The sequence below is a fragment of the Siccibacter colletis genome (assembly GCF_000696575.1).
In the GTDB taxonomy this organism is placed as follows: Bacteria; Pseudomonadota; Gammaproteobacteria; order Enterobacterales; family Enterobacteriaceae; genus Siccibacter; species Siccibacter colletis.
In genome coordinates this window covers 201,297-224,894 of the sequence record NZ_JMSQ01000011.1, presented here as the reverse complement: position 1 = coordinate 224,894, position 23,598 = coordinate 201,297, and the positions used below count along the sequence as shown (strand labels likewise).

24 protein-coding genes and 1 other annotated feature are annotated in these 23,598 nt (G+C 56.5%); of the genes, 10 read left to right on the top strand and 14 right to left on the bottom strand.

Features of this window, described 5'->3' with window-relative positions; all coding sequences use genetic code 11:
• Window positions 1-486 precede the first annotated feature (486 nt).
• The 3 genes from clpB to rluD all read right to left on the bottom strand — a co-directional run bounded on the left by clpB (window position 487) and on the right by rluD (window position 4,898).
• Window positions 487-3,060, bottom strand: coding sequence for an ATP-dependent chaperone ClpB (gene clpB / locus ET34_RS0114355; RefSeq protein ID WP_031523170.1), 2,574 nt, complete (start codon window positions 3,058-3,060; stop codon window positions 487-489).
• 129 nt (window positions 3,061-3,189) lie between these two features.
• Window positions 3,190-3,921 carry a purine nucleoside phosphorylase YfiH gene (gene yfiH, locus ET34_RS0114350; RefSeq protein ID WP_031523168.1) on the bottom strand — a complete coding sequence of 244 codons (732 nt, stop codon included), beginning with the start codon at window positions 3,919-3,921 and terminating at the stop codon, window positions 3,190-3,192.
• Window positions 3,918-4,898 carry a 23S rRNA pseudouridine(1911/1915/1917) synthase RluD gene (gene rluD / locus ET34_RS0114345; RefSeq protein ID WP_031523166.1) on the bottom strand — a complete coding sequence of 327 codons (981 nt, stop codon included), beginning with the start codon at window positions 4,896-4,898 and terminating at the stop codon, window positions 3,918-3,920. Before rluD ends, yfiH begins: the two co-directional genes overlap by 4 nt.
• A 153-nt stretch (window positions 4,899-5,051) precedes the next feature.
• Between rluD and bamD the strand changes: the two genes are divergently transcribed.
• From bamD to pheA, 4 genes are all read left to right on the top strand, one after another.
• The gene (bamD, locus tag ET34_RS0114340; RefSeq protein WP_031523164.1) at window positions 5,052-5,783 is read left to right on the top strand and encodes an outer membrane protein assembly factor BamD; all 732 of its coding nucleotides are present in this window, start codon (window positions 5,052-5,054) and stop codon (window positions 5,781-5,783) included.
• 257 nt (window positions 5,784-6,040) lie between these two features.
• The gene (gene raiA / locus ET34_RS0114335; protein ID WP_031523162.1) at window positions 6,041-6,388 is read left to right on the top strand and encodes a ribosome-associated translation inhibitor RaiA; all 348 of its coding nucleotides are present in this window, start codon (window positions 6,041-6,043) and stop codon (window positions 6,386-6,388) included.
• A gap of 99 nt (window positions 6,389-6,487) precedes the next feature.
• Window positions 6,488-6,613 (top strand) — a sequence feature (Phe leader region).
• Window positions 6,489-6,536, top strand: coding sequence for a pheA operon leader peptide PheL (pheL, locus tag ET34_RS22840; RefSeq protein ID WP_121497579.1), 48 nt, complete (start codon window positions 6,489-6,491; stop codon window positions 6,534-6,536). Its footprint overlaps the feature before it by 48 nt.
• Before the next feature lie 24 nt (window positions 6,614-6,637).
• Window positions 6,638-7,798, top strand: coding sequence for a bifunctional chorismate mutase/prephenate dehydratase (pheA, locus tag ET34_RS0114330; protein WP_031523160.1), 1,161 nt, complete (start codon window positions 6,638-6,640; stop codon window positions 7,796-7,798).
• On the opposite strand, the gene ET34_RS0114325 is transcribed toward pheA, so the two are convergent.
• The 3 genes from ET34_RS0114325 to aroF all read right to left on the bottom strand — a co-directional run bounded on the left by ET34_RS0114325 (window position 7,795) and on the right by aroF (window position 10,941).
• Window positions 7,795-8,667 carry an SMP-30/gluconolactonase/LRE family protein gene (locus tag ET34_RS0114325; protein WP_031523159.1) on the bottom strand — a complete coding sequence of 291 codons (873 nt, stop codon included), beginning with the start codon at window positions 8,665-8,667 and terminating at the stop codon, window positions 7,795-7,797. The two genes, pheA and ET34_RS0114325, sit on opposite strands and share 4 nt — an antisense overlap.
• Window positions 8,668-8,739: 72 nt before the next feature.
• Window positions 8,740-9,861: a bifunctional chorismate mutase/prephenate dehydrogenase gene (tyrA, locus tag ET34_RS0114320; RefSeq protein WP_031523157.1), complete on the bottom strand. Its 1,122-nt coding sequence runs from the start codon at window positions 9,859-9,861 to the stop codon at window positions 8,740-8,742.
• A 9-nt stretch (window positions 9,862-9,870) separates the two neighbouring features.
• The gene (aroF, locus tag ET34_RS0114315; protein ID WP_031523156.1) at window positions 9,871-10,941 is read right to left on the bottom strand and encodes a 3-deoxy-7-phosphoheptulonate synthase AroF; all 1,071 of its coding nucleotides are present in this window, start codon (window positions 10,939-10,941) and stop codon (window positions 9,871-9,873) included.
• Between the two features lie 268 nt (window positions 10,942-11,209).
• On the opposite strand from aroF, the gene ET34_RS0114310 reads away from it, so the two are divergent.
• Window positions 11,210-11,587 (top strand): DUF2799 domain-containing protein, encoded by a 378-nt coding sequence (locus ET34_RS0114310; RefSeq protein ID WP_031523154.1) that lies wholly within the window; start codon window positions 11,210-11,212, stop codon window positions 11,585-11,587.
• A 28-nt stretch (window positions 11,588-11,615) separates the two neighbouring features.
• Here ET34_RS0114310 and ET34_RS0114305 read toward each other — a convergent pair whose 3' ends face one another.
• From ET34_RS0114305 to ffh, 7 genes are all read right to left on the bottom strand, one after another.
• Window positions 11,616-12,986 (bottom strand): PepSY-associated TM helix domain-containing protein, encoded by a 1,371-nt coding sequence (locus ET34_RS0114305; RefSeq protein ID WP_031523152.1) that lies wholly within the window; start codon window positions 12,984-12,986, stop codon window positions 11,616-11,618.
• A gap of 60 nt (window positions 12,987-13,046) precedes the next feature.
• Complete coding sequence (locus ET34_RS0114300) at window positions 13,047-13,493, bottom strand: DUF2946 domain-containing protein (RefSeq protein ID WP_031523151.1); 447 nt, start codon at window positions 13,491-13,493, stop codon at window positions 13,047-13,049.
• Between the two features lie 159 nt (window positions 13,494-13,652).
• Window positions 13,653-14,000 carry a 50S ribosomal protein L19 gene (gene rplS / locus ET34_RS0114295; protein WP_002914145.1) on the bottom strand — a complete coding sequence of 116 codons (348 nt, stop codon included), beginning with the start codon at window positions 13,998-14,000 and terminating at the stop codon, window positions 13,653-13,655.
• Between the two features lie 43 nt (window positions 14,001-14,043).
• Entirely contained in the window at window positions 14,044-14,811 is a 768-nt protein-coding gene (gene trmD / locus ET34_RS0114290) for a tRNA (guanosine(37)-N1)-methyltransferase TrmD (RefSeq protein ID WP_031523147.1), read from the bottom strand.
• A 31-nt stretch (window positions 14,812-14,842) separates the two neighbouring features.
• Window positions 14,843-15,391, bottom strand: a complete 549-nt coding sequence (gene rimM / locus ET34_RS0114285) for a ribosome maturation factor RimM (RefSeq protein ID WP_031523145.1) — start codon at window positions 15,389-15,391, stop codon at window positions 14,843-14,845.
• Window positions 15,392-15,409: 18 nt separating this feature from the next.
• Window positions 15,410-15,658: a 30S ribosomal protein S16 gene (gene rpsP / locus ET34_RS0114280; protein ID WP_031523143.1), complete on the bottom strand. Its 249-nt coding sequence runs from the start codon at window positions 15,656-15,658 to the stop codon at window positions 15,410-15,412.
• Between the two features lie 245 nt (window positions 15,659-15,903).
• A complete protein-coding gene (ffh, locus tag ET34_RS0114275) occupies window positions 15,904-17,265 on the bottom strand; it encodes a signal recognition particle protein (protein WP_031523142.1) in 1,362 nt (453 codons plus the stop codon).
• Window positions 17,266-17,434: 169 nt separating this feature from the next.
• Between ffh and ET34_RS0114270 the strand changes: the two genes are divergently transcribed.
• Together ET34_RS0114270 and ET34_RS0114265 are read left to right on the top strand one after the other, a co-directional pair.
• Window positions 17,435-18,226: a cytochrome C assembly family protein gene (locus tag ET34_RS0114270; RefSeq protein WP_031523140.1), complete on the top strand. Its 792-nt coding sequence runs from the start codon at window positions 17,435-17,437 to the stop codon at window positions 18,224-18,226.
• 25 nt (window positions 18,227-18,251) lie between these two features.
• The gene (locus ET34_RS0114265; protein ID WP_031523138.1) at window positions 18,252-19,538 is read left to right on the top strand and encodes an HlyC/CorC family transporter; all 1,287 of its coding nucleotides are present in this window, start codon (window positions 18,252-18,254) and stop codon (window positions 19,536-19,538) included.
• 39 nt (window positions 19,539-19,577) lie between these two features.
• Here ET34_RS0114265 and grpE read toward each other — a convergent pair whose 3' ends face one another.
• Complete coding sequence (grpE, locus tag ET34_RS0114260) at window positions 19,578-20,174, bottom strand: nucleotide exchange factor GrpE (RefSeq protein WP_031523136.1); 597 nt, start codon at window positions 20,172-20,174, stop codon at window positions 19,578-19,580.
• Between the two features lie 122 nt (window positions 20,175-20,296).
• Here grpE and nadK point away from each other — a divergent pair, with 122 nt between their 5' ends.
• The 3 genes from nadK (at window position 20,297) to bamE (ending at window position 23,498) form a co-directional block, all read left to right on the top strand.
• Window positions 20,297-21,175, top strand: a complete 879-nt coding sequence (gene nadK / locus ET34_RS0114255) for an NAD(+) kinase (protein ID WP_031523134.1) — start codon at window positions 20,297-20,299, stop codon at window positions 21,173-21,175.
• A gap of 86 nt (window positions 21,176-21,261) precedes the next feature.
• On the top strand, window positions 21,262-22,923 hold the full coding sequence (recN, locus tag ET34_RS0114250) for a DNA repair protein RecN (protein ID WP_031523132.1): 1,662 nt from the start codon (window positions 21,262-21,264) through the stop codon (window positions 22,921-22,923).
• A 233-nt stretch (window positions 22,924-23,156) separates the two neighbouring features.
• The gene (bamE, locus tag ET34_RS0114245; RefSeq protein ID WP_031523130.1) at window positions 23,157-23,498 is read left to right on the top strand and encodes an outer membrane protein assembly factor BamE; all 342 of its coding nucleotides are present in this window, start codon (window positions 23,157-23,159) and stop codon (window positions 23,496-23,498) included.
• The last annotated feature ends 100 nt before the right edge of the window (window positions 23,499-23,598 follow it).

Here is a 23,598-nt window from a genome sequence, read left to right as displayed (position 1 = left end):
TGTGTTAGGCCTGCCGCCAGCGTTCAATCTGAGCCATGATCAAACTCTTCAATTTAAAGTTTGATGCTCAAAGAATTAAACTTCGTAATGAATTACGTGTTCACTCTTGAGACTTGATAATGCTTTTTCGTCTTGCGACGTGAAAGATATCAGTGCCCCGAGTGCCCACACAGATTGTCTGATAAATTGTTAAAGAGCAGTGCCGCTTCGCTTATTTCTCAAGCGGCGCGGGCTGCGTATACTACGCTATCCCGCTGTGGAGTCAAGCATTTATTTCGCTTGCCTTCACCTGACAGGCCGGCCTGTTCGCCGTTGTTCCGTGTCAGTGGAGGCGCATTATAGGGAGTTCTCAGAAACTGACAAGAGCAATTCTTAAAATAAATTCCGTTCGCTCACTTTCCAGGCAATGCGTATAAATTAACGCCTGCAGCGACTGGAAAACAAACAAAAACGAGCCCCGCGAGGCTCGTTTTACGTTTCTGCCCCTTACTGCACCGCAACAATACGGTCGTCTTTTACCGTTAACTGTACCGTTTTACCCGGAATCAACTCACCGGAGAGAATCTGTTGCGCCAGCGGGTTCTCAATCTGTTGCTGGATAGCGCGTTTCAGGGGACGCGCACCGTATACCGGGTCGTAGCCATTCTCACCCAGTAACTGCAGCGCTTCATCAGACATCGTGACGCTGTAGCCACGCTCTTCGAGACGTTTATACAGCCGCTGCAGTTGGATCTGCGCGATGGATGCAATATGGCGCTGGCCGAGCGGATGGAATACCACCACTTCATCTATACGGTTGATGAACTCAGGGCGGAAGTTCTGGCTTACCACACCCAGCACCAGATCCTTCATATGCCCGTAATCCAGATCGCCGAAGCGCTCCTGAATCAGATCGGAACCGAGGTTAGAGGTCATGATGACCACGGTATTGCGGAAATCTACCGTTCTTCCCTGCCCATCGGTCAGGCGCCCGTCATCCAGAACCTGCAACAGAATGTTGAAGACATCCGGATGCGCTTTCTCGACTTCGTCCAGCAGAATGACTGAATAAGGACGACGGCGTACTGCTTCCGTCAGATAACCGCCCTCTTCATAACCGACATAGCCCGGAGGCGCGCCCACCAGCCGCGATACGGAGTGTTTCTCCATAAACTCGGACATATCGATGCGCACCATGGCGTCATCGCTATCAAACATAAAGTTTGCCAGCGCCTTACAAAGTTCGGTTTTCCCTACCCCGGTCGGGCCAAGGAACAGGAAGGAGCCTATCGGACGATTTGGATCGGACAGGCCCGCGCGGCTACGACGAATGGCATTCGATACCGCTTCTACGGCTTCATCCTGACCAATCACGCGGCTATGTAACTCCTGCTCCATGCGCAGCAGCTTTTCTCGCTCGCCTTCCAGCATGCGCGACACCGGGATACCGGTCCAGCGTGCCAGCACTTCGGCGATCTCTGCATCAGTAACACGGTTACGCAGCAGCCGCATGGTTTTCCCCTCAGACTGCGAGGCAGCTTCCAGCTGTTTCTCCAGTTCAGGAATTTTGCCGTACTGCAGTTCAGACATGCGCGCCAGATCGCCGACGCGACGCGCCTGTTCAATAGCAATCTTTGCCTGCTCCAGTTCTGATTTCAGCGTCTGAGTACCGGAAAGCGATGCTTTCTCAGCTTTCCACTCTTCTTCTAATTCAGAATACTGCCGCTCTTTATCAGCAAGCTCGTCGTTGAGCATCTCGAGCCGTTTCTTACTGGCGTCATCAGACTCTTTCATCAGCGCCTGCTGCTCCAGCTTGAGCTGAATAATGCGGCGTTCGAGGCGATCCAGCTCTTCTGGTTTGGAGTCTATCTGCATACGAATGCTGGATGCCGCTTCGTCAATCAGGTCGATGGCTTTATCCGGCAACTGACGATCGGCAATGTAGCGATGCGACAGCGTGGCCGCTGCAACAATTGCCGGGTCGGTGATCTGAACATGGTGATGCAGTTCATAACGCTCTTTCAGCCCGCGCAGAATGGCGATGGTGTCTTCCACCGACGGCTCTGCGACAAACACTTTCTGGAAACGACGTTCCAGCGCCGCATCTTTTTCGATGTACTGGCGATATTCATCCAGCGTGGTGGCACCAACGCAATGAAGCTCGCCGCGAGCCAGCGCGGGTTTCAGCATGTTACCGGCGTCCATCGCGCCATCGGCTTTACCTGCGCCGACCATCGTATGCAGCTCATCGATAAACAGGATGACATTGCCTTCCTGTTTAGAGAGATCGTTGAGGACGCCTTTCAGGCGTTCTTCGAATTCCCCGCGATACTTCGCACCGGCCACCAGCGCGCCCATATCCAGCGCCAGTACGCGGCGGCCTTTCAGCCCTTCCGGCACTTCGCCATTGATAATGCGCTGCGCAAGCCCCTCGACGATGGCGGTTTTACCCACGCCGGGTTCCCCAATCAGTACCGGGTTGTTTTTAGTACGGCGCTGAAGTACCTGAATGGTGCGGCGAATTTCCTCATCGCGCCCGATAACCGGATCGAGTTTGCCCTGTTCGGCACGCTCGGTCAGATCGATGGTGTATTTTTTCAACGCCTGACGTTGGTCTTCAGCCCCCTGATCGTTCACGCTGTCGCCTCCGCGCATCTGTTCAATTGCCTGGGTAATGTTTGCTGTTGTAGCACCGGCCGACTTCAGTAAATCAGCCAGCGTGCCACGCGATTCAAGCGCCGCCAGAACGAACAGCTCGGACGAAATAAAGTTGTCGCCGCGTTTTTGCGCCAGCTTGTCGCACAGATTCAGGACGCGCACCAGATCCTGAGATGGCTGTACATCCCCACCGGTACCTTCCACCTGCGGCAGACGGCTCAGTGCCTGCTCAATGGCGGTACGCAACTGACCGGCATTAATACCGGCTGAGGTTAATAACGGACGAACGGAACCGCCTTCCTGATTAAGCAGGGCGCTCATAAGATGAAGGGGTTCGATAAACTGGTTGTCTTGCCCCAGCGCCAGGGACTGGGCGTCGGCAAGAGCAAGCTGGAATTTATTGGTAAGACGATCCAGACGCATAACTCCTCCCATAACAGGTCAAATTTGCTACTGGAGATTAAATGAGGTCATCCCTCAATTATTCAAGGTTAGAGACGCTAATTATGTAAGCGGGGAGTTATCCGCACTGGATCGTCTTGATTCAATAGGTTATATCAGCCAGATGAAACTTGCCAGGCGGCCTGTGGTTCTGTCGCGACGCCAGGAGAAAAAGGCGTCGGCTTCGCTGAAAGTACAGCGGTCGCCGCCATAGACGGCGGTCACCCCTGCCGTAGCCAGACGCTGGCGCGCCAGCTGATAAATATTAGCCATGTATTTTTCGCCTTTCGGCACGAACGCCGCGTCAGCCTGGGCGTCATGTGCCATAAACGCTTCCCGGACCTCCCCTCCCACTTCGAAAGCATCAGGGCCGATGGCGGGCCCCATCCAGGCGATGAGGTTTTCCGGTGCGTCGGTAAAACAGGCGACGGTTTCTTCCAGAACGCCCTCGCAGAGGCCGCGCCAGCCAGCGTGGGCGGCGGCAACTTCAGTGCCGGCTTTGTTACAGAACAGCACCGGCAGGCAATCTGCGGTCATTACAGCGCAGACCGTGCCGCGCTGGTTAGTCCACGACGCATCAGCACGCTTAACAACTGGCAGTGCGCCGGTCAGCTTCAGCACGTCGCGGCCATGCACCTGCTCCAGCCATACCGGTTTTTGTGGAAAACCCGCGGCGCGATGAAGCCGTTCACGGTTCTCGTCGACATGCTGCTGATTATCCCCGCAGTGCGCGCCCAGATTGAGCGAGTCGTAAGGCGGCAGGCTCACCCCGCCGATACGCGTTGAGCTGCACGCCTGCACGCCCTGCGGCAGCGGCCAGTCGGGAATAATCAGTGTTGTCATAGCCAGTCCACGCTGTCTTTGTGTTCTTCGTAATCGTTACGCAGCGCCTCGATGAGGTCGACCATATCCTGCGGGATTGGCGCGTTCCACTCCATCAGAATGCCGCTGATCGGATGATAAAGACGCAGCATGGTCGCGTGCAACGCCTGACGGTCGAACTTGCGCAGCGTCTGAATGAAAGCTTCTGACGCCCCTTTCGGCGGACGCGGACGGCCACCATAGAGCTGATCGCCCACCAGCGGATGGGTAATATGCGCCATGTGAACACGGATCTGGTGAGTACGCCCCGTTTCCAGGCGCAGACGCAGACGGGTGTGGATACGGAAGTGCTCCATAATCCGATAATGCGTTACCGCCGGTTTACCCATCGGGTGTACCGACATATGGGTGCGCTTGGTTGGGTGGCGGCTGATCGGCTGCTCCACCGTACCGCCGGCGGTCATATGGCCGATGGCTACCGCTTCGTATTCACGGGTAATTTCACGCAGTTGGAGCGCTTCTACCAGACGGGTCTGCGCCGGGACATTTTTTGCTACCACCATCAGGCCGGTGGTGTCTTTATCCAGACGGTGAACGATACCGGCGCGCGGTACGTCAACGATAGGCGGATAGTAATGCAGCAAGGCATTCAGCACCGTGCCGTCCGGATTACCGGCGCCCGGATGCACCACCAGGTCGCGCGGCTTGTTGATGACGATAATGTCTTCGTCTTCGTAAACGATATTCAGCGGAATATCCTGAGGTTCGAAACGCGCCTCTTCTTCTATCTCAGCATTGATAGCAACGCGTTCGCCGCCCAATACTTTCTCTTTCGGCTTGTCGCTGACGACGTCATTCACCAGTACGCGCTGGTCGAGGATCCATTCTTTTATGCGCGAACGTGAATAATCAGGGAACAATTCGGCCAAAGCCTGATCTAAGCGTTGACCGAGTTGATTCTCGGACACCGTTGCGGTGAGTTGTACTCGTTGTGCCATATACAGCTTCTTCGTTAACGTTGGGTTTTACGGCTTAGCCGTATAATATGTGCCTTGAAGTATGACGGGCATAGTGTGCTATTGTAGCTGGTCTTAATCGGGAGCAGGAACAGGTAAGTCTCCCGGAAACATTCTGAGGAAAGTCAAAACGTCATGACGCGCATGAAATATTTGTTGGCAGCTGCCACGTTGAGCCTTGCTCTGGCGGGCTGCTCCGGTTCTAAGGACGAGGTTCCTGATAATCCGCCCTCTGAAATCTACGCGACTGCTCAGCAAAAACTCCAGGACGGTAACTGGAAAGCAGCAATAACGCAACTGGAAGCGTTGGATAACCGCTATCCGTTTGGGCCGTACTCACAGCAGGTGCAGCTGGATTTGATCTACGCATATTATAAAAATGCCGATCTGCCGCTGGCTCAGGCTGCCATCGACCGCTTTATGCGTCTGAATCCGACTCACCCGAATATCGATTATGTAATCTATATGCGTGGCCTGACCAACATGGCACTGGATGACAGCGCACTGCAGGGCTTCTTCGGCGTGGACCGTAGCGACCGCGATCCTCAGCGCGCGCGCGAGGCGTTCAACGACTTCTCTAAACTGGTGCGTGGCTATCCGAACAGCCAGTACGTGACCGACGCGTCTAAGCGCCTGGTCTATCTGAAAGATCGTCTGGCTAAGTATGAGCTTTCGGTCGCACAATACTATACCGATCGTGGCGCATGGGTAGCTGTGACCAATCGCGTTGAAGGCATGCTGCGTAATTATCCTGATACGCAGGCGACTCGCGATGGTCTGAAGCTGATGGAAAACGCCTATCGTGAACTGCAGCTGAATGCGCAGGCAGACAAAGTGGCGAAAATCATCGCCGCCAATCCGAGCTGATAACGTCAGAACGCAAAAACGGCAGCCAGTGGCTGCCGTTTTTTTATGCGATTCGTTGACCGCGTCATTCAGGTCATCCCATCAACTATGGCCTGTTTTGATGGGCTTCTCAAGTCCTCTCTATCCTCTCCCTGTCGGTAATCACAAAAAACATTCATTGACAAAAAGTGACGAAAAAAAGTGACTCGAATCACACATTTTGACCGTTGAGGCGTTATGCTGAAGTTACCAAGACGGAAAGACGAGAGGTAACATTTATGACAATGAACATTACCAGCAAGCAAATGGACATCACCCCGGCAATTCGCCAGCATGTCGCAGACCGTCTCGCCAAGCTCGAAAAATGGCAAACTCAGTTAATCAATCCGCATATCATTCTCTCTAAAGAGCCGCAGGGCTTTGTGGCCGATGCCACCATCAACACGCCAAACGGGCAACTGGTTGCCAGTGCGAAGCACGATGATATGTACGCCGCCATTAACGAGCTGATCACCAAGCTGGAGCGCCAGCTCAATAAGGTTCAGCATAAGGGCGAAGCTCGCCGTACTACCGGCTCCGTTAAAGATATGAGCCTCGTCGAGGAAGTCGAAGAAAAAGAAGAGTAACTCATCGCCTTTTCTTCATACGCGCCTGCGGGCGCGTTTTTTATTGACACAAGGAAAACCCAGCGGGTACTTTACTGAGAGCAGCCAACAGAGATCCCCAATGAAATTACTTCCGTTTTTCTTCGCATTCTTTTTTACCTTCCCCTGAACGGGAGGCGTGTCGTCATGTGATAAAGAATGCGAAGACGAACAATAAAGCCTCCCACACCGGGAGGCTTTTTTATTGATAACAAGAAAAAAGGTGGCGTTATGACAGCGGAAAACCCGTTACTGGCCCTGCGTGAGAAGATCAGCGCGCTGGATGAAAAATTACTGATGCTGCTGGCGGAGCGTCGCCTGCTGGCGGTTGAGGTGGGCAAAGCCAAGCTGACCACTCATCGCCCGGTGCGGGATATCGATCGCGAGCGCGACCTGCTGGACCGCCTGATTCAGCTTGGGCAAAAGCAGCAGCTGGATGCGCACTACATCACCCGTCTGTTTCAGTTGATTATCGAAGATTCGGTGCTGACGCAGCAGGCGTTACTCCAGCAGCATCTCAATAAAACCAATCCACGTTCGGCCAGAGTTGCGTTTCTTGGCCCGAAAGGCTCTTACTCTCACCTTGCGGCGCGCCAGTATGCCGCTCGCCACTTTGATACGTTTATTGAGAGCGGCTGCGCAAAATTCCAGGACATCTTTCAGCAGGTTGAAACCGGCCAAGCCGATTACGCGGTGGTGCCGATTGAGAACACCAGCTCCGGCGCGATTAACGATGTCTACGATCTGCTTCAGCACACCAGCCTGTCGATTGTCAGCGAGCTGACCATTCCCATCGATCACTGTGTGCTGGTATCTGGCACCACGACGCTTGAGCAAATCGACACGGTTTACAGCCATCCCCAGCCGTTCCAGCAGTGCAGCCAGTTTATTAACCGCTACCCGCACTGGAAAATTGAGTATTGCGAAAGCACCTCCGCGGCGATGGAGAAGGTCGCGCAAGCTAATTCGCCGCGCGTCGCTGCGCTCGGGAATGAAGCTGGGGGCGGCCTGTACGGGCTTCAGGTGCTGGAGCGTAATCTCGCCAACCAGACCCAGAACATCACCCGCTTCATCGTGCTGGCGCGTAAAGCCATCGACGTCTCGGATCAGGTTCCGGCGAAAACTACCCTGCTGATGGCGACCGGCCAACAGGCAGGGGCGCTGGTTGAAGCGCTACTGGTGCTGCGCAATCACAACCTGATCATGACCAAACTGGAGTCGCGCCCGATCAACGGCAACCCATGGGAAGAGATGTTCTATCTCGATATCCAGGCTAACCTCGAATCAACCAGCATGCAGGCGGCCCTGCGGGAACTGACCGCCATTACCCGTTCGCTGAAGGTACTCGGCTGCTACCCGAGCGAGAACGTCGTCCCGGTCGACCCGGCTTAAGCTTCGCGGAACGGTCCTTTCTTCATCCCTGCCACCGCCACCGGCAGGGTGAAGATCGCCCCGGAGAGCGGGCGCGCTTGCAGCTCCTGCTCATCCATATTCTCCCGCGTGGTGGTGATATACAGGGTCTTCATCTGCTCGCCACCGAAGCACACCATCGTCGGACAGCGCACCGGCAGACGGTAGCTCTCCAGCTCCTCCCCCTGCGGTGAAAAACGCGCAATGCGATAGCCGTCGAACAGCGCACTCCAGTAGCAGCCCTCCACGTCCATAGCCGCACCATCAGGAATGCCCTCGCCTTGCGCAAAGGTTTTAAACGTCGCACGGTCGCCCGGTTCGCCGTTGTCATCAAGCGGCGTGCGCCAGATAATGCCGTTGGGCGTATCGGAGGTGTACATCCAGCGGCCGTCCGGGCTGAACGCCAGACCGTTGGCACCGTGAATGTCACACTGGATAACATGCGGGGTCAGATCGTTATCCACCCTGACCAGCAGCGCGCCGTTATAGTCTCCCGGACCCCAGAAGGTGCCAGCGTAGAAACGCCCGTGATGATCGGTGCCGCCGTCGTTAAACCGCGCCAGCGCCGGGTTACTGGGGTTATCGCACACTTTAGTAACCAGCGTGCCGTTCTCGTCCGCCAGCCAGATGGCGCTGCGCATCGCGACGATAAACCCACCCTGCTCACGCAGCGCAAAGCATCCTACCTCTTCCGGAAAGCGCAGCACCCGGTGCTCCCCACTTGCCGGGTGATAGCGATGGATCTCCCCTTCAAGGATATCGGCCCACCACAGCGCCTGTGCTTCTTCCTGCCAGACCGGGCATTCCGGCAGATGCCCGATGTAATCGAATAGCGGTTGAGGTTCAGTCATGCTCACACTCCCGTTGCGAAAAAAAAGCCAGCGGGTTTCCCCACTGGCTTTTCAGTATATCCTGCTCTGGCGTTACTGCCGGATATCGTTGGCCTGACGCAGCAGCGAGCGGCTTTCGCTCTGGAAGCGCGTGGCGTAGTCGCCAAACCAGTGTTCCACCTTGCGGAAGCTGTCGATAAACGCCTGCTTGTCGCCCTGCTCCAGCAGCGCAATGGCCTCCCCGAAGCGCTTGTAGTAGCGCTTGATCAGCGCGAGGTTATCCCCGGACGACATAATGATGTCGGCGTACAGCTGCGGATCCTGGGCAAACAGACGCCCGACCATCGCCAGCTCCAGGCGGTAAATGGGCGATGACAGCGCCAGCAGCTGCTCCAGCTGAACGTTTTCTTCCGCCAGATGCAGACCGTAGGCGAACGTCGCGAAGTGGCGCAGCGCCTGAATAAACGCCATGTTTTGATCGTGCTCCACCGCGCTGATGCGGTGCAGACGCGCACCCCAGACCTGAATCTGCTCCAGCAGCCACTGGTAGGCCTGCGGCTCGCGCCCGTCGCAGTACACCACCACCTGCTTGGCAAGGCTGCCGCTGTCTGGGCCAAACATCGGGTGCAGCCCCAGCACCGGGCCAGCGTGGGCTTTCAGCATCGCCTGCAGCGGACCGTTCTTCACCGACGCCAGGTCGACCAGGATACAGTCATCCGGCAGCGGCGGCAGCGCGGCAATTACCTCTTCGGTGACGTGGATTGGCACGCTGACGATCACCATACCCGCATCGTCTAACAGTGCCGGCGCGTTGTCCCAGTCGGCCTTTTCGAGAATGCGTACCTGGTAACCCGACAGCGTGAGCATTTTTTCGAACAGTTGCCCCATCTGCCCGCCACCGCCGACAATCACCACCGGCCGCAGCGCGGGGTGCAGCGTTTTGAAGCCTTTATCGTTCTCGCTGGAGTAGGACTCGCGCATCACGCGGCGCAGCACGTCTTCAATCAGATCCGGTGGCACGCCAAGCTTTTCCGCTTCGGCACGGCGCGACGCCAGCATTGAGGCTTCACGCTCCGGCACGTAAATCGGTAAACCATACTGGCTTTTTACTTCGCCCACCTCGGCCACCAGCTCCAGTCGCTTTGCCAGCAGGGCCAGCAACGCTTTATCTACTTCATCAATTTGATCGCGTAACGCGGTCAGTTCTGCAGCCATGTGTGCCTCTTATCCGCGCCGCGCCGACAGGGCGTTATTGAGATCCTGATGAAGCTCTCTCAGCAGCGCTTCGGTGGTTTCCCAGCTGATGCAGGCATCGGTCACCGACACGCCGTACTTCATGGCGCTGCGTGGCTGCTCGGAGGACTGATTGCCCTCGTGCAGATGGCTCTCAATCATCAACCCGATAATCGAACGGTTGCCGTCTTTGATCTGTGCGACCACGGATTCCGCCACCGCGGGCTGACGACGGTAGTCTTTATTAGAGTTGCCGTGGCTGCAGTCCACCATCAGCGCCGGACGCAGACCCGCTTTTTCCATCTCCTGCTCGCACTGCGCAACATCCGCCGGGCTGTAGTTAGGCGCTTTGCCGCCGCGCAGGATCACATGCCCGTCCGGGTTGCCCTGGGTTTGCAGCAGGCAGACCTGACCGGCCTGGTTGATACCGACAAAGCGGTGCGGCATCGCTGCAGCACGCATGGCGTTAATCGCCGTAGCAAGGCTGCCGTCGGTGCCGTTTTTGAAACCTACCGGCATCGACAGGCCAGACGCCATTTCGCGGTGCGTCTGGGATTCGGTGGTACGCGCCCCGATGGCTGACCAGCTAAAGAGATCGCCGAGGTACTGCGGGCTGTTCGGATCCAGCGCTTCGGTCGCCAGCGGCAGGCCGAGGTTAACCAGCTCCACCAGCAGACGACGCGCAATTTTCAGCCCGCCTTCCACGTCAAACGAGCCGTCCATATGCGGGTCGTTGATCAGCCCTTTCCAGCCCACGGTGGTACGTGGCTTTTCAAAATAGACGCGCATAACGAGGTAGAGACTATCGCTGACCTGTTCAGACAGGGTTTTAAAACGACGAGCATATTCAATCGCGGCTTCAGGATCGTGGATCGAGCAAGGTCCACACACCACCAGCAGACGCGGATCGCGACCGGCAATAATATTCGAAATGGTCTGACGCGATTCGGCGATTTGCGCTTCCTGCGCCAGGCTGAGCGGGAATTCGGCTTTCAGCTGTTCCGGGGTGATGAGAATATGTTCGTCGGCGATATGTACGTTGTTCAGCGCGTCTTTTTGCATGATGGCGATCCTCGGTGTGCTCGTTTGCGATAGTCGTTCCTCGTAGAGGAGCCATCACAATATCATAAGCGGTAAACATTTCAATCCAAAATACGTACACTTATGTTTACATTACGCATTTTATAGCTGCCTTTAATCACGAAAACACCCTAATAATGTAAACATATAGTTACACCACTTCACAGGCGTCACTTTTTATTGCCGCTGACGGCTAAATACGTGGTGGCTCGCTATGCTTTAAGAAGGTATTCAGTAAGGAAACGCGCCCATGTTACGTTCGATATTGCTCACCATCGCTTTTATCCTGACCGGCTGTCAGCTGACGCCCGATCTCCCCGCTTCTGATACCGGGAAAACCAACTGGTATCAGGCAGGGTATGACGATGCGATCGCCGGGGCGGTTGTTAAAGATGACGCCACCCTGGCGGCAAACTATAACAATCTGAAACCGGACCGCAGCCGCTATCTGAAAGGTTATGCCAGCGGACAGAAAAAAATCTGTCAGCCTGAAGCGCTTTACGCCTGGGGCGTGAACGGCAAACTCTATCCCGCCAGCTGTGACGGGCTGAACAATGCCGGAAAGCTGCGCGAGGCATGGCAGCGTGGCATGGATCAGGGCGCCCGTGACGCCCTGGAGAAAAAATAAAGCGCCGTGGCGACACGGCGCCCTGCGGTTACGTGGAAGAAGAGTGGAGCGGCGCGGGTCTGGCACTGCGCCAGCGCAGAATATCAACGATAAAGAACAGCAGCATGCTGACCCCCATTACCGGTAGCGCAATGCCCAGTCCCAGGGTTATCAGCAGCGTCAGGCATTTTCCCCCGGTTCCCAGCGCCTGCCATGCCTGAGTGACGGTTTGTGCCGGGCTGGCCGCCGCACCGGCAGGACGCTTAATCCACCACATCCGGTAGCCCACCACAATCATCACGCATAGCCCGATACCGAACGCGATCAGCAATAGCTGGTTCGGTAATCCGAACAGCACACCCATATGCAGATCGACGCCCCAGCGCGTCAGCTTCGCCATTAACGGGAAGTCGGCAAAGTTAACCTTATCAACCACCGCCAGCGAAGCGCCATCTACCGCCACAGCGTCCACCTGCGTCGGCCAGCGGCGGTCAATCTCGGTCACGGTCCAGGCTTTACCGGCTTCGCGCGGCGGGCGTATCTCCAGCATACCGGCATCAATACCCGCCCGGCGCGCTGCGGCCAGCACGCCGTCGAACTGCTGCGAGGCGATATGCAGCGTCGGCATGTCCGCCATATCGTGATGCATATGGTGTTCAGCATGAGGATCGTGCACCTCCGGTGTGGTGCCGTGCAGTGCAGTATTCACCTGCGGTGTCAGCCAGCCAAACGCGGTGCGGAGCTTATCGACATTCCCCCCCGCCCACTGCGACCAGGTCAGACCGGTCGCCGAGAACAGCAGCATGCCCGCCAGCAGCACCCAACCCAGCGTGACGTGCAGCCGCCGCGTGTTCTGAAAGCGGTTATTCAGCACTTTACGCGGGCGAGTCATCCACCACAGCACAATGCCCCCCAGCGCGGCCACCCACATCCAGGAGGCCGCCAGCTCGCTGTAGAGACGCCCGGCATCGCCAAGCAGCAGCGAGCGGTGCAGATAGTCAATCCACTGGCGCAACGGCAGGATGCCGCTGGTGCCGTATACCGTCATATCCCCACGCACTTCCAGCGTGACAGGGTCGATAAAAACAGCCCGGTTTTCCGAAACGCCCAGCGCCGGGTCAGCATACATGACGCGCGTGGTTTCACCGGTTTCAGCCGCGGGACGCACAGCGTGCAGGCGCAGATGACCGCCGGTCACCTGCTGCGCAACGTCGATCTGCTCAGCCAGTGGATGCGCCGGTCCGCGCGCGTCGCTGAACAGTGCCCGGCTGTAGAATGCGTTTTCCAGCTGCGGCGTTGCCACATACAAGGTGCCGGAGAGCGCGGCGATGAAAATAAACGGACCGACGAACAGCCCGATGTAGAAATGAATACGTCGCAACAGGGTTAACCACGCCTGTCGCGGAGTGCAGGTAGCCATACTTTTTCCTTAACGGATGAAAGCCAACGCGTTACGCCGGAGCGCAACGTTTGTAAGTTATCAACGGGAGAAAGCAGGCAGGCGCGGCGGGGCGCGGGTATGGGGGTAGAGCCAGGGAATAAACAGCCAGATCGAGAGGGTCGGTGGCGCAGGCGCGATGCGCTGGAGCCGCAGCGAGCCGCCCAGCATCACTACCGCCAGCATCAGCAGGCCTGGCATATGGGTGAGCAACACGCAGTAACCACATGCCCCGGCGTGCTCCATCAGCATTAAGGCATCCTGATGCTGCTGGCTGAGCGTCGGCTCAGGCGCGTCGTGATGCGCCATGCCTTCATGATGAGCGTGATGTTCCGGCATCATCATGCCCGGCATATCGTGATGCATCATCTGCACCGGCGAATGGGACGCCAGCTGCAGCGTAATCGACACCAGCGGCGCAAACACGATAAGCAGCATGGCGAACAGAGCCAGCCTTGCTGCTTGCAGTGTGGTTTTACGCGGCGTCATTACGTGTGTCGATCCGGAAAATGAAAAGTGCCGACATTGTAGCGGATTTGCTGGCGCAGTGTTACGGCTGAGGCGCGCTGGCGGGCGTTTTTACAAACGCGCATAAAAAAAGCCTGGCAGATGCCAGGCTTTTTCATTGGGATGTCGCGAAAGCGAATCTTAGTTAAGACGCTCTTTGATACGAGCAGACTTACCAGTGCGCTCACGCAGGTAGTACAGTTTAGCTTTACGTACAGCACCACGACGTTTAACAGCAATGCTGTCAACTACCGGAGAGTGAGTCTGGAAGACACGCTCAACGCCTTCGCCGTTGGAAATTTTACGAACAGTGAATGCAGAGTGCAGACCGCGGTTACGAATAGCGATAACCACGCCCTCGAATGCCTGCAGACGTTTTTTGGAACCTTCAACAACCCATACTTTCACTTCCACGGTATCACCCGGACGGAAGGAAGGTACGTCCTGCTTCATCTGCTCTTGTTCAAGTTGCTTAATAATGTTGCTCATAATTTAATCTCTTATCCTGGGTAAACTGATAATCGGGCGCGTTTTACGCTTGCCCATCATGTTTATGTTGCTGTTGTGCGTGTTCACGTTGGAACTCCGCCAGCAACCTTGCTTGCTCTTCAGTCAGAGCCAGGTTTTCCAGAAGTTCAGGTCTTCTAAGCCAGGTGCGGCCCAGCTGCTGTTTCAGACGCCAGCGGCGGATCTCTGCATGGTTACCCGACAGCAACACCGCCGGTACGTCCATGCCCTCTAACACTTCAGGACGGGTGTAGTGAGGACAATCGAGCAATCCATCCGCAAACGAATCTTCAGTTGCGGAAGCTTCATGGCCCAGTACGCCCGGAATAAACCGGGAAACCGAGTCAATCAGCGTCATTGCCGGTAACTCACCACCGCTGAGTACGTAATCACCGATTGACCACTCTTCGTCAATTTCGGTCTGGATCACGCGCTCATCGATCCCTTCGTAACGACCGCAGACCAGAATTAACTTCTGATGTGCCGCCAGTTCACTGACGCCCGCCTGATCAAGCTTGCGTCCCTGAGGTGAAAGATAGACCACCTTTGCGCCTTCGCCAGCAGCTGCTTTCGCTGCATGAATGGCATCCCGCAAGGGTTGCACCATCATCAGCATCCCCGGTCCGCCGCCGTAAGGACGTTCGTCCACGGTACGGTGCCGGTCATGAGCGAAATCACGCGGACTCCAGCTCTGGATGCTTAGCAGGCCTTTTTTAACTGCCCGGCCAGTTACCCCGTAATCGGTAATTGCGCGGAACATCTCAGGAAACAGGCTGATTATGCCAATCCACATAGTGCCGTTTCTTACCGTATTATCCGGAGGTTCAAAAACCAGGATCCCAATCTACTTCAATGGTTTGAGTAGCGAGATCGACTTTCTTGATAACCTGCCCATCGAGGAACGGAACCAGCCGCTCCTTGATACCGAACGCATCTTTCAGGTTTGCCTTGATGACGAGAACGTCATTAGACCCGGTTTCCATCATATCGATGACTTTACCGAGGCTGTATCCTTCGGTGGTGACTACCTGGCAACCGATAAGGTCTTTCCAGTAGTAATCGCCCGCGTCCAGATCCGGCAACTGCGAGGAATCCACGATAATTTCGCAATTAGTCAGTAGATTCGCGGCATCACGGTCATCAACGCCTTTCAGCTTGATAACAATGTCCTGATTGTGGTGACGCCAGCTTTCCAGCTCAACCATCTCCCACTTACCGGCACGCTGGATAAACCAGGGCTGATAATCAAAAATGCTTTCGGCGTCTTCGGTGGAGGAAAACACTCTGAGCCAACCACGAATACCGTAGGTCGAACCCATTTTCCCCAATACGATTGGGTTAACAGGAACCTGCGCTGCGAGTTGCTTGCTCATCATGACCACCGTGACAGATTAAGCTGCTTTCTGTGCTGCTTTGATCAGCGTTGCAACGCGATCGGAAATGGTCGCGCCCTGGCCAACCCAGTGAGCGATACGATCCAGATCCAGGCGGGTGCCTTCTTCTTTCTCGTTAGCGATCGGGTTGAAGAAGCCAACGCGCTCAATGAAGCGACCGTTGCGTGCATTGCGGCTATCAGTAACGACAACCTGGTAGAACGGACGCTTTTTAGCGCCGTGACGAGCTAAACGAATAGTTACCATAACATCCTCTTGTGTGAATAAAACACCGGGCCCCATCGAGGAACGGAGCCCGGCGTCATATTAAAAGCCCGAAAATTTTACTGATTTCTGGGGAAAATGCAATCTACATCTGTTAGCCGGGGCAATCAGGCGTATATCGCGGGAGCCAGTTTGACACCGGCGTAGGTACTGTGGCCGGCGCGTCCTCGCTGTGCCTGAAGACGACGAGCACGCCCCGGTGTCAGAATGGCTAATACGCCAGGCCGTTAGCGGCCCGGGAAGCCTGGCGGCATCATCCCTTTCATATTGCGCATCATTTTTGCCATGCCGCCCTTCTTCATCTTCTTCATCATGCGCTGCATGTCGTCGAACTGTTTCAGAAGGCGGTTAACGTCCTGCACCTGCATGCCGCAGCCCATCGCGATACGACGCTTGCGCGAACCTTTGATGATTTCCGGCTTCGCACGCTCTTTCAGGGTCATGGAGTTGATTATCGCCTCCATGCGCACCAGCACCTTGTCGTCCATCTGCGATTTCACGTTATCCGGGATCTGCCCCATGCCCGGCAGCTTGCCCATCAGGCTCGCCATGCCGCCCATGTTCTTCATCTGCTTGAGCTGGTCGAGGAAGTCGTTCAGATCGAAGCCGTCGCCTTTCTTCAGTTTGCTCGCCAGCTTCTCGGCCTGCGCGCGGTCAACTTTGCTTTCGATATCTTCGATAAGGGACAGTACGTCGCCCATGCCAAGGATACGCGAGGCGATACGGTCCGGGTGGAACGGCTCCAGCGCTTCGGTTTTCTCGCCGACGCCGAGGAATTTAATCGGCTTACCGGTGATGTTACGAATCGAGAGCGCCGCACCGCCGCGGGCGTCGCCGTCCACTTTGGTCAGCACCACGCCGGTAAGCGGCAGCGCTTCGTTAAACGCCTTCGCGGTGTTCGCCGCATCCTGACCGGTCATGGCATCGACCACGAACAGGGTTTCCACCGGGTTAATCGCGGCGTGAACCTGTTTGATCTCGTCCATCATCGCTTCATCAACGTGCAGACGACCGGCGGTATCCACCAGCAGCACGTCGTAGAACTTCAGCTTCGCTTCTTTCAGAGCCGCGTTAACGATGTCGATCGGCTTTTGCGCTACGTCGGACGGGAAGAAATCGACGCCGACCTGCTGCGCCAGGGTTTCCAGCTGTTTGATCGCCGCCGGGCGATAAACGTCCGCCGAGACCACCATTACTTTCTTCTTGTGCTTCTCGCGCAGGAACTTACCCAGCTTACCGACGCTGGTGGTTTTACCGGCACCCTGCAGGCCCGCCATCAGCACCACCGCAGGCGGCTGCGCGGCCAGGTTGAGGCTCTGGTTCTCCTCCCCCATCGCGCTGACCAGCTCGCTACGCACGATCTTCACAAACTCCTGACCCGGGGTCAGGCTCTTATTCACTTCATGACCAACCGCTTTCTCTTTAACGCGGTTGATAAAATCACGCACTACCGGCAGCGCAACGTCAGCTTCCAGCAGCGCCATACGCACTTCGCGCAGGGTTTCTTTAATATTGTCTTCGGTGAGGCGCCCGCGGCCACTGATGTTGCGCAGCGAGCGCGACAAACGATCGGTTAAATTATCAAACATGGTCTTTGCCTGAGGTTGTCACTTAAGGCCGCCGCAGCGACATCTGGAGAATAATGGCCCGGAGTATAACATGAAGCCGCTGTTATGCGATGTAAGCAACGGTTGGAGCGTGCCGCCGCTGGCGCTATACTGCTTCTCTTTCTCAATTGCCGACAACCGACACTACAATATGCCTGTTTTTGCACTGCTTGCGCTTGTTGCCTACTCCATCAGCCTGGCGCTGATCATTCCCGGCCTGCTCACAAAGAACAGCGCATGGCGCCGCATGGCAATCCTTTCCGCGGTGATCGCGCTTATCTGCCACGCGCTGGCGCTGGAAGCCCGTATCTTTCCGGACGACGACAGCGGTCAGAACCTGAGCCTGCTGAACGTCGGGTCGCTGGTGAGCCTGATGATCTGCTCGGTGATGACCTTTGTCGCCTCGCATAACCGCGGCTGGCTGCTGCTGCCGATCGTCTACTCGTTTGCGCTGATTAACCTCGCGCTGGCCGCCTTTGTGCCCAACGAGTACATCACCCATCTGGAAGGCACCCCGGGGATGATGGTGCATATCGGGCTGTCGCTGTTCTCGTATGCTACGCTGATTATCGCCGCGCTCTATGCGCTGCAGCTGGCGTGGATCGACTACCAGCTGAAAAACAAACGGCTGATTTTCACCAGCGAAATGCCGCCGCTGATGGGCATAGAGCGCAAAATGTTCCACATCACCCAGGTGGGCGTGGTCCTGCTGACGCTGACGCTCTGCACCGGTTTGTTCTATATGCATAACCTGTTCAGCTCGGAAAACATCGACAAGGCCGTGCTCTCTATCCTGGCGTGGTTTGTCTATATCGTGCTGCTGTGGGGCCACTATCATGAAGGCTGGCGCGGACGCCGCGTGGTCTGGTTCAACGTGACCGGCGCAACGCTTCTCACACTCGCTTATTTCGGTAGCCGTATGATTCAGGAATTCATCCGCTAACCTTCACTCTTTACAGGACACACTTTTGGAACACATCTCAACCACCACGCTGATCGTCTCCCTGATCGTCATGGTGGTGGTCTCGGCTTATTTCTCCGGTTCAGAAACCGGCATGATGACCCTCAATCGCTACCGGCTGCGCCACCAGGTAAAACAGGGCAACCGCGCTGCCCGTCGCGTCGAGAAGCTACTGCGCAAGCCGGACCGCCTTATCAGCCTGGTCCTCATCGGCAATAACCTGGTTAACATCCTCGCCTCGTCCATCGCGACCATCGTCGGCATGCGCCTTTACGGCAACGCGGGCGTCGCCATCGCTACCGGTATCCTGACGTTCGTGGTGCTGGTGTTTGCCGAAGTGCTGCCGAAAACCATCGCCGCGCTTTATCCGGAAAAGGTCGCCTTCCCCAGCAGCGTGCTGCTCGGCCCGCTGCAGATCCTGATGATGCCGCTGGTGTGGCTGCTGAATATGGTGACCCGCCTGCTGATGCGCCTCGGCGGTATTAAGGTGGACAACGTCGTCAGCGCCGCGCTCAGCAAAGACGAGCTGCGCACGCTGGTGAACGAATCGAATTCGAAGCTCTCGCGCCGCAACCAGGACATGCTGCTGTCGGTGCTCGATCTGGAGAAAGTCAGCGTCAACGACATCATGGTGCCGCGCAATGACATCGTCGGGATTGATATTAACGACGACTGGAAATCCATCGTGCGCCAGCTCACCCACTCCCCACACGGGCGCATTGTGCTGTATCGCGACTCGCTCAACGACGCCATCGGCATGCTGCGTATGCGCGAAGCATGGCGGCTGATGGCCGAGAAAAATGAGTTCACTAAAGAAGTGATGCTGCGCGCGGCGGATGAGATCTACTACGTCCCGGAAGGCACGCCGCTCAGCATGCAGCTGGTGAAATTCCAGCGCAACAAGAAAAAAGTCGGGCTGGTGGTTAACGAGTACGGCGATATTCAGGGGCTGGTGACGGTGGAAGATATTCTGGAAGAGATTGTCGGCGACTTCACTACCTCTATGTCGCCGGGTCTGGCGGAAGAGGTTATCCCTCAGGACGACGGCTCGGTGCTGATTGAAGGCAGCGCGAATATTCGCGAAATCAATAAAGCGTTTAACTGGCATCTGCCAGAGGACGATGCGCGGACCGTGAACGGCATGCTGCTTGAAGCGCTGGAGGAGTTCCCGCAGGCCGGTACGCAGGTGCGCATCAACCAGTACGACATTGAGATCCTCGACGTGCAGGAGAATATGATTAAGCAGGTGAAAGTGGTGCCGGTGAAAGCACTGCGCGAGAGCGTGGCGGAATAGCGATATTCCCCTCTCCCGCAGGAGAGGGGAGCGCGGGGCTTACGCCTTCGCTTTAGCGACGGTCACCATCGCAGCGCGAATGGTACGTCCGTTGAGCGTGTAGCCCTTCTGCATTACGCCCAGCACGTGGTTCGGCGCAACCTCTTCAGACTCCACCATGGCAATGGCCTGATGCACGTTCGGGTCCAGCGCGACGTTGGTCTCGTCGATCACTTCCACACCAAACTTGCGCACCACGTCGAGCATGGATTTCAGGGTCAGCTCAATGCCTTCCACCATCGGCGCCATTTCGGCATTAGATTTGTCCGCCACTTCCAGCGCGCGATCGAGACTGTCGATCACCGGCAGCAGTTCGTTGACGAACTTCTCCAGCGCGAATTTATGCGCCTTCTCGATATCCTGTTCGGTGCGGCGACGCAGGTTTTCCATTTCCGCTTTGATACGCAGCACGCCGTCGCGCTCACGGGTTTGCGCGTCAACAAGCTGTGCCTCAAGTGCGGCAATCTGCTCATCGCGCGGATCCACCTGTTCAGCGGAATCGGCGGTTTCAACAGCCTCAACCTCGTCCTGCTGCTGATCCTTGATGATTTCTTCCGGGGCTTGCCCCTCAGGCGTTTTCTGTTCTTTACTACTCATGAAATTCTCCGCGTTTTTTCGCATTCAACTCGCTAACCTGGATTATTATGGGGATCAGTTTCCGGGTTTCAAGGGAACCTGACGTTTTGAGTCAACCAATCTGCACAAGGACCACCAGCAAAATGAATAATCATTTCAAGTGTATCGGTATTGTCGGACATCCACGCCATCCTACCGCCCTCACCACACATGAAATGCTCTGGCGCTGGCTCGATCAGCAGGGGTACGACGTCATCGTCGAACAGCAGATTGCCCAGGAACTGAAGCTGCAGCACGTCAGAACCGGAACCCTGGCAGATATCGGTCAGTATGCCGATCTCGCCGTGGTGGTCGGCGGCGACGGCAACATGCTGGGCGCCGCGCGTACCCTGGCGCGCTACGATATTAAAGTTATTGGCATCAACCGCGGCAACCTCGGTTTTCTCACCGACCTTGACCCCGATAACGCCCAACAGCAGCTCGCCGACGTGCTCGACGGGCATTACATTGCCGAGCAGCGCTTTTTGCTGGAAGCACAGGTGTGCCAGCAGGATTGCCAGACCCGCATCAGTACCGCCATTAACGAAGTGGTGCTGCATCCGGGCAAAGTCGCGCACATGATCGAGTTTGAAGTCTATATAGATGAAAAATTCGCCTTCTCCCAGCGCTCGGACGGATTAATTATTTCCACCCCCACCGGATCGACCGCCTATTCGCTCTCTGCCGGCGGCCCCATCCTCACCCCCTCGCTTGATGCCATAACCCTGGTGCCGATGTTCCCGCATACGCTGTCGGCGCGCCCGCTGGTGATCAACAGCAGCAGCACCATTCGCTTGCGCTTTTCCCACCGCCGCAGCGATCTGGAGATCAGCTGCGACAGCCAGATCGCGCTGCCTATTCAGGAAGGCGAAGACGTGCTTATCCGCCGCTGCGACTACCACCTCAACCTGATACACCCGAAAGATTACAATTATTTCAATACATTAAGCTCAAAGCTGGGCTGGTCTAAAAAATTGTTCTGATTTTGTGCGAAGCCGCTTTACTGTATAAAAAACCAGATTATACTGTACGAAAACACAGTCATGTTAGTTTATACAGGAAGACGGCTATGCTGGCACAACTGACCATCAGCAATTTCGCAATCGTTCGTGAGCTGGAAATCGATTTTCACGCCGGGATGACGGCCATCACCGGTGAAACCGGTGCGGGTAAATCCATCGCGATTGATGCGCTCGGGCTGTGCCTCGGCGGTCGTGCGGACGCAGACATGGTGCGTCCCGGTGCGGGTCGCGCAGATCTCTGCGCACGCTTCTCCCTGAAAGACACCCCTGCGGCGTTGCGCTGGCTGGAAGCGAACCAGCTTGATGATGGGCGTGAGTGTTTACTCCGCCGCGTTATCAGCAGCGACGGTCGCTCACGCGGTTTTATCAACGGTACCGCCGTGCCGCTGTCACAGCTGCGCGAACTGGGTCAGCTGTTGATCCAGATCCACGGTCAACACGCGCACCAGCTGCTGCTTAAGCCCGATCACCAGAAAACCCTGCTTGATGGCTATGCAGGTGAGCATGCGCTCACTCAAAAGATGGCGGCTACCTACCGCGAATGGCACCAGAGCTGCCGTGCGCTGGCCCAGCACCAGCAGCTGAGCCAGGAGCGCGCCGCCCGTGCCGAACTGCTCGCCTACCAGCTTAAGGAGCTGAACGAATTCAACCCGCTGCCGGGAGAGTTCGAGCAGATCGATGAAGAATATAAGCGCCTTGCCAACAGCGGCCAGCTGCTCTCCACCAGCCAGCAGGCGCTCAACGCGCTGGCCGATGGTGAAGACAGCAACCTGCAAAGCCAGCTCTACAGCGTGCGCAACATGGTCACCGAACTGATCGGGATGGACGATAAGCTCTCCGGCGTGCTGAACATGCTTGAAGAGGCGGCGATTCAGATTAGCGAAGCCAGCGACGAGCTGCGCCACTACTGCGAGCGTCTCGATCTCGATCCTAATCGCCTGTACGAACTGGAGCAGCGCATTTCGCGTCAGATTACCCTTGCCCGCAAGCATCATATTGCCCCGGAAGCGCTGCCGGCGTTTCACGCCTCGCTGCTGGAAGAGCAGCAGCAGATGGACACCCAGTCCGATACCCTGGACGCGCTGATGCAGGCGGTGTCGGTGCAGCATCAGCAGGCGCTGGAGACGGCGCACCAGCTGCATGATGCCCGCGTCAAATACGCCGCAGAGCTGAGCGAGCTGATCACCGAGAGCATCCACTCTCTGTCGATGCCGCACGGCCAGCTGCTGATTCAGGTGGAATTTGACGAGCACCACCTGACCGCCGAGGGCGCCGACCGTATCGATTTCCGCGTCAGCACCAACCCGGGCCAGCCGCTTCAGGCGTTGTCAAAAGTGGCTTCTGGCGGCGAACTGTCGCGTATCGCGCTTGCGATTCAGGTGATTACGGCACGTAAGATGGAAACCCCGGCGCTGATCTTCGATGAAGTGGACGTGGGGATCAGCGGCCCGACGGCGGCGGTGGTAGGTAAGCTGCTGCGTCAGCTAGGGGAATCAACGCAGGTGATGTGCGTTACCCACCTGCCGCAGGTGGCGGGCTGTGGCCATCAGCATTTCTTCGTCAGTAAAGAAACCGATGGCGCGATGACCGAAACCCACATGCAGCCGCTGGATAAACGTGCGCGTCTGCAGGAGCTGGCTCGCCTGCTGGGCGGCAGCGAAGTCACCCGCAATACCCTCGCCAACGCTAAAGAGCTGCTGGCAGCATAACGGTTAAGTCCCGATGACACGGGTGGGGCGCCCCACCCGTTCCCCGTACAAAAAGAGAGCAGTTACGTCGTTAAATTGTCATATGGGCAGAAATTTGCTCAACTTTTTTCGACTATCAGGGTCATAGTGAAGCGGCTTAAGGTTTCAAACTGCCTGAAGGTTTATTATCATCGGTATATCACGATTACGAATGCGCCGCGTTCTGTTCGGGCCCCAAAAGGAATCAAATCACTATGCGCTGTAAAACGCTGACTGCTGTCGCAGCGGTTCTTCTGATGTTAACCGCCGGCTGTTCCACTCTGGAGCGAGTGGTTTACCGCCCCGACATTAACCAGGGCAACTACCTGGCACCTACCGACGTGTCTAAAGTGCGCGTGGGGATGACCCAGCAGCAGGTGGCTTACGCCCTGGGTACGCCGATGATGTCCGATCCGTTCGGAACCAACACCTGGTTCTACGTTTTCCGCCAGCAGCCTGGCCATGAAGGCGTGACCCAGCAGACGCTGACGCTCACCTTTAACAGCAATGGCGTGCTGACCAACATCGACAACAAGCCGCAGCTGACGAAGCAGTAAGCGCGAGCGATGTTATAAAACAAAGACGTGACAAAACATCGATGTTCAAAACAAAAAAGGTGCCTGAGGCACCTTTTTTTATCGGCTGACAGAACAGCGG